The organism is Photobacterium sp. (assembly GCF_033720175.1).
In the GTDB taxonomy this organism is placed as follows: Bacteria; Pseudomonadota; Gammaproteobacteria; order Enterobacterales; family Vibrionaceae; genus Photobacterium.
In genome coordinates this window covers 1-4,480 of record NZ_JAWWDA010000034.1, presented here as the reverse complement: position 1 = coordinate 4,480, position 4,480 = coordinate 1, and the positions used below count along the sequence as shown (strand labels likewise).

5 protein-coding genes and 1 pseudogene are annotated in these 4,480 nt (G+C 40.8%); 2 read left to right on the top strand and 4 right to left on the bottom strand.

Annotated features, from left to right (window positions below):
- Positions 1-447: 447 nt before the first annotated feature.
- The 4 genes from R3289_RS20455 to R3289_RS20440 all read right to left on the bottom strand — a co-directional run bounded on the left by R3289_RS20455 (position 448) and on the right by R3289_RS20440 (position 3,056).
- A complete protein-coding gene (locus R3289_RS20455; RefSeq protein WP_318927749.1) occupies positions 448-864 on the bottom strand; it encodes an MAPEG family protein in 417 nt (138 codons plus the stop codon).
- A gap of 27 nt (positions 865-891) precedes the next feature.
- Positions 892-1,455: a chloramphenicol phosphotransferase CPT family protein gene (locus tag R3289_RS20450; RefSeq protein ID WP_318927748.1), complete on the bottom strand. Its 564-nt coding sequence runs from the start codon at positions 1,453-1,455 to the stop codon at positions 892-894.
- 142 nt (positions 1,456-1,597) lie between these two features.
- Positions 1,598-2,479 carry a DMT family transporter gene (locus tag R3289_RS20445; protein ID WP_318927747.1) on the bottom strand — a complete coding sequence of 294 codons (882 nt, stop codon included), beginning with the start codon at positions 2,477-2,479 and terminating at the stop codon, positions 1,598-1,600.
- Positions 2,480-2,597: 118 nt separating this feature from the next.
- Positions 2,598-3,056 (bottom strand): HPP family protein, encoded by a 459-nt coding sequence (locus R3289_RS20440; RefSeq protein WP_318927746.1) that lies wholly within the window; start codon positions 3,054-3,056, stop codon positions 2,598-2,600.
- A 102-nt stretch (positions 3,057-3,158) separates the two neighbouring features.
- Here R3289_RS20440 and R3289_RS20435 point away from each other — a divergent pair, with 102 nt between their 5' ends.
- Together R3289_RS20435 and R3289_RS20430 are read left to right on the top strand one after the other, a co-directional pair.
- Positions 3,159-3,710, top strand: a complete 552-nt coding sequence (locus R3289_RS20435) for a TetR/AcrR family transcriptional regulator (protein WP_318927745.1) — start codon at positions 3,159-3,161, stop codon at positions 3,708-3,710.
- A 77-nt stretch (positions 3,711-3,787) separates the two neighbouring features.
- Positions 3,788-4,162 (top strand): annotated as a pseudogene (locus R3289_RS20430) (IS110 family transposase); the annotation flags it as partial.
- Positions 4,163-4,480 lie beyond the last annotated feature (318 nt).

The following is a 4,480-nucleotide window of genomic DNA, read 5'->3' as shown; positions in this document are numbered from 1 at the left end:
GTCTAATGAATCGAACATTGAAGGAAACTTTCAAACAAGCCTCATTAGTTTGCTCCCCTTGTTGGCAACAGCAAGAATCATATGAAACAACACCAACCGCTTCCTTATAAACAAAAGTTCATGCATCAGAGTCAGCACCAGCCATGAACGCTGTATGGCTTCTTTGCCTGACACGGATTTGCACACTGCGACAAAGTTCACGCTTACCGATACTGGCTCTTAGTTCACCCCTTATTGAATGTAAGCAAAATCGATTCGTTGACACTTTACTTGACCCTACATTCGCCCTCAACACGAGATAGCGACATAACGATCTTACCAACTGCTGACTCCCATCGCTCGAAGTCTAATCCATCATCCATATTTTCCTCTAAAGCTAACGCCTCAAACATGGGCGAAGGCCGCAGGCATTTGTCCCTTGCTTTGACTAGTTAAGCTGCGCTCTTATTAAATCAGCGCCTCTAGTAACTGATAACACCAGTAGACACCAATAATCATTTGAACAGCAAATGCACTAAACCTCATTGTCACCGCCGCCGGGCTTAGTGATGCTAGATGAATAAGGGACTGAACTATCCTTGCGCCCAGAAATATATACGCAAGCGGGTCGGTTATGGCCGCATTAGAAGTAACTAACGCCGCGATCATTAGGCCGCCAAAAATCGGCAGACCCTCTATGCAATTTGCATGAGCACGAGCCAACCTCTGCATAAACGATGACAAATTGGAGTTCTCAGGATTAAACCCGTTTGGAGCCACCTCTTTGGTAAGAACCATTTTTGAGCGAATAGACTCCATCAGAACAAGCAAAAACAGGGCCCATGCTATGAATCCTAATAAAGCAATAATCGTTGGTGAGTTCATTACTTTTTACCTCGCGCTATCCGTTGATTAACTATTTGCAGCTTTATCGAAAAATACACTTTCAGCTCTTTGTTCCCATGCAGATAAAACCATCTCGGCACTTTTCGCTGTAGATTGTTTACTGGTATCAATTTCGTAATCATAAGCTGAATAAGTATGAACATGTTTAAAATGATATTCGGACTCGCCGAAATAGCGATTCCCAATATCTTTGTCACCTCGTTTCATTTCGCGTTCGCGAAGAATTTCTATTGGGCAGTGAATACCAACAAAGAAAACATCATGATTTGAAAGTAATTCTTGTAAGTAATGAAACCACTCTTCTGACTCAATAATATGGTCAAGAATTAAATTATTCCCTGAGTCTGCAACTGCTTTGATGCAACTATGAAATGCATCGAAAAAGAGCGGACGATGTTTGCTCCAATCAAAGGAGCCGCCATCATTAACTCTTTTAGGTAACATACCAGCCTCTACAAACTGGTCAGATGAAAAATGCCAGAAAGGTATCGCTGACTGCTTTTGAATTGCCTTTGACAACGTAGACTTACCTGAGCTCGATGTTCCATGCAAAAAAATCATTTTTGCCATAGTATTCCTTTACCTGGTTGATTTACTAGATAAAGGGCTAACGCCTGCATAATACGTGCAAACACTACACCTTCAAAACCAATTATACTCTAAACTAAAACTGCCGAACGTTATAAGTATCGTGTTAATGCATTTGTTATGTTCACTTGTTTGCAAACTTCCAACGGCCAATCAATACGGTTAAAATCCCGCCAAGCACAAGAATGCATGCAATAATTAACCGTGTACTAATTGATTCTGAGACAAATAAAACACCGCCAATTGCCGCTATAACGGGAACTGATAACTGAACAACTGCCGCCTCAGTTTCTGATAAACCACCTAATGCCATATACCAAATTGTGTAACCTAACGCTGAAGCAAACGCACCTGAAATAGCAGCTAATACCACACCATCAAATGAAATATTTATCATTGGAAAAGTAATTAAACTTAAACATAAAACCAAAAGAATCGTAAACTTAAAGTTAAACGCAGTATCCGTCATCGGATCAGCTGAACCACGACCCACCAACGTATATATTCCCCACGCGATACCAGACAACCCCATTAAAACAAAACCAGACAAGCTAGGCGTAGTAAGAGTTGGATAAACTAAATAAGCAAGACCTGAAAAAGAAATACCAATCCCTAGCCATTCAGATATATGCAATTTTTTTCCCATAGCGATACTGCCAATGATCATTGTAAGCTGAACTGCACCAAATAGAACAAGTGCTCCTGTCCCTGTATCCAATGAAATGTACGCAAATGAGAACGTAACAGCATAGATAAATAGCATTAACCCTGTTATCCAACTGCTACCTTTTTTTTCTGAAGTACTTGTTACTGACTTAGCCTTTAAACTAAATAAAATGAGAAACATTAAAACGCCGGATAAAAGACGGATCGCGGTAAAGCTTGATGCATCAATAGCATTATCTTTCAACGCTATTCGGCATAAAACAGAATTTGCAGCAAACGCGATTAATGCCGTAATGGTATACCCAATAGTTTGAAGTTTTTTATATAATACCGTTATCAAATCAATACCTTTTTATGAACATAACGCCTGCAATAAGGTGTACGCCCACTAAACCAGCAAAGCGCACCGAACTCCACACCAAAACTACCGAGTGTAACGTATCACCTTGATTGCCTTGTTAGCACTCTGGTTTGAGTTGGTAACTTTGGAGCTTTTCAAGCCCTTTACCCATCAAAACAATGAATATAGAACCAACTAATACAGGTGTCACCAAAAACAGCCACCCTTGCCCTGACAGCATAATTAAAATTGGATTAGCTCCAGCAGGTGGGTGCGTTGTTTTAGAAACTAACATACTTGTAACACCGAGCCCTGTCGCAATAGCTACTGTAACCGGAGTTACCCCTACATATTGAGAGAAAAACACCCCTATACATGCAGTGATCAAATGCCCCAAAATGACATTTTTGGGTTGAGCCAACGGGCTACTTGGCACACCAAATACAAGTACTGCAGTCGCTCCAAATGGAGCCATAATCAGTACTGCATTGTCCATATTAGCCTCTATAAATGACAATAAGCCAATTGTGAGTGATGCCCCTAATCCAGCAATTACAGCCAACAAATAACGATTCATATATACACCTCAAAAAAGTAGAACAATCTGTCTAGTCGCAATTGTAGACAAGTCATTCTACATTTGTCAATATGAATACACCTAGTCTTACGGAAGTTCATGATGAGTAAGAAGCGCGAGATACTATTAAGCACAGCACTAGATCTATTTTACCGACAAGGTATTAACTCAATTGGAATTAATGAAATCATTAAAGTATCGGGGGTTGCAAAAAAAACGCTGTACAGCCACTTTAACGGGAAAGACGACTTAATCATGGCCGCTTTGAACCAAAGGCATCTAATTTTCATGAACTGGTTAGAACATAAATTAGAGGAAACAACCAACGACAGTGAGTTAATTGATGTTCTTTTCGAATCATTGCAAAGTTGGTTTACTGGAAATGAAACTGCACTAGGTGATTTTCGAGGATGCTTTTTCATAAATACGTCAGCAGAGTTTAGTGACCCAGAAAGTGATATTTTCCGCTATTGTTGCTACCACAAAGAGCAAGTGCGCCAGTTTATTCAGAACAAATTAAGAAATGATTCACAAGATCTTTTAAATACTATTTGTTTACTAAAAGAAGGAGCGATAACGACTGCATATATGACAGGAAAAAGTTATGAGCTAATCCAGAGTAGTGTGAAAATTTTGCACCGACTTGAGTGCTAACGAATGACATGGACTCCCCCTCATCAGGCTCTGCCACACTTGGTAATGTCTGACGACCAAATTACTTGGAGGCCACCATGTCACAATCAATTTATGGCATTGATTTAGCCAAACATAGTTTCAGTATCCACGGCGAAGACCATCAAGGCAAGGTACTGATCCACAAAACAATAACGCGGTCTAAAGTTTTAACCACGTTTGCCAATATCCCGCCCGCTACAATCGGAATGGAAGCTTGTGGGGCTTCACACTACTGGGCGCGTGAATTGGCTAAACTCGGTCATACAACGAAAATCATGGCGTCTAAATATGTGGCGCCTTTCAGAACGGGTGCCAAAAATGACCTCAACGATGCCATTGCTATCTGTGTGGCTGTCACCCGCCCTTCAACGCGCTTCGTTAAAATCAAATCACCCGAGCAGCAAGCTATCCTGCTGCTGCATCGCGTTCGCAGGCTCTTTCTGGTTTCTTTTCGTTTGCCTGAAGGCAGGAGATATACTTTACGGAAGTACCAAATACCGTGCTGAGATAACCACAGGTTTGTTGTCATCATAGCCTCTAGTAATACACATAAAGTGGATCACCTGAGCAGACATTTCTAGGTAAGGTATTGACTGAAAAATGTAGTGGTCTAATGAATCGAACATTGAAGGAAACTTTCAAACAAGCCTCATTAGTTTGCTCCCCTTGTTGGCAACAGCAAGAATCATATGAAACAACACCAACCGCTTCCTTATAAACAAAAGTTCATGCATCAGAGTCAGCACCAG

Coding starts and splice junctions, on each gene's coding strand:
- R3289_RS20455 (WP_318927749.1), bottom strand. CDS start 864: ATGAACTCACCAACGATTATTGCTTTATTAGGATTCATAGCATGGGCC.
- R3289_RS20435 (WP_318927745.1), top strand. CDS start 3,159: ATGAGTAAGAAGCGCGAGATACTATTAAGCACAGCACTAGATCTATTT.
- R3289_RS20450 (WP_318927748.1), bottom strand. CDS start 1,455: ATGGCAAAAATGATTTTTTTGCATGGAACATCGAGCTCAGGTAAGTCT.
- R3289_RS20440 (WP_318927746.1), bottom strand. CDS start 3,056: ATGAATCGTTATTTGTTGGCTGTAATTGCTGGATTAGGGGCATCACTC.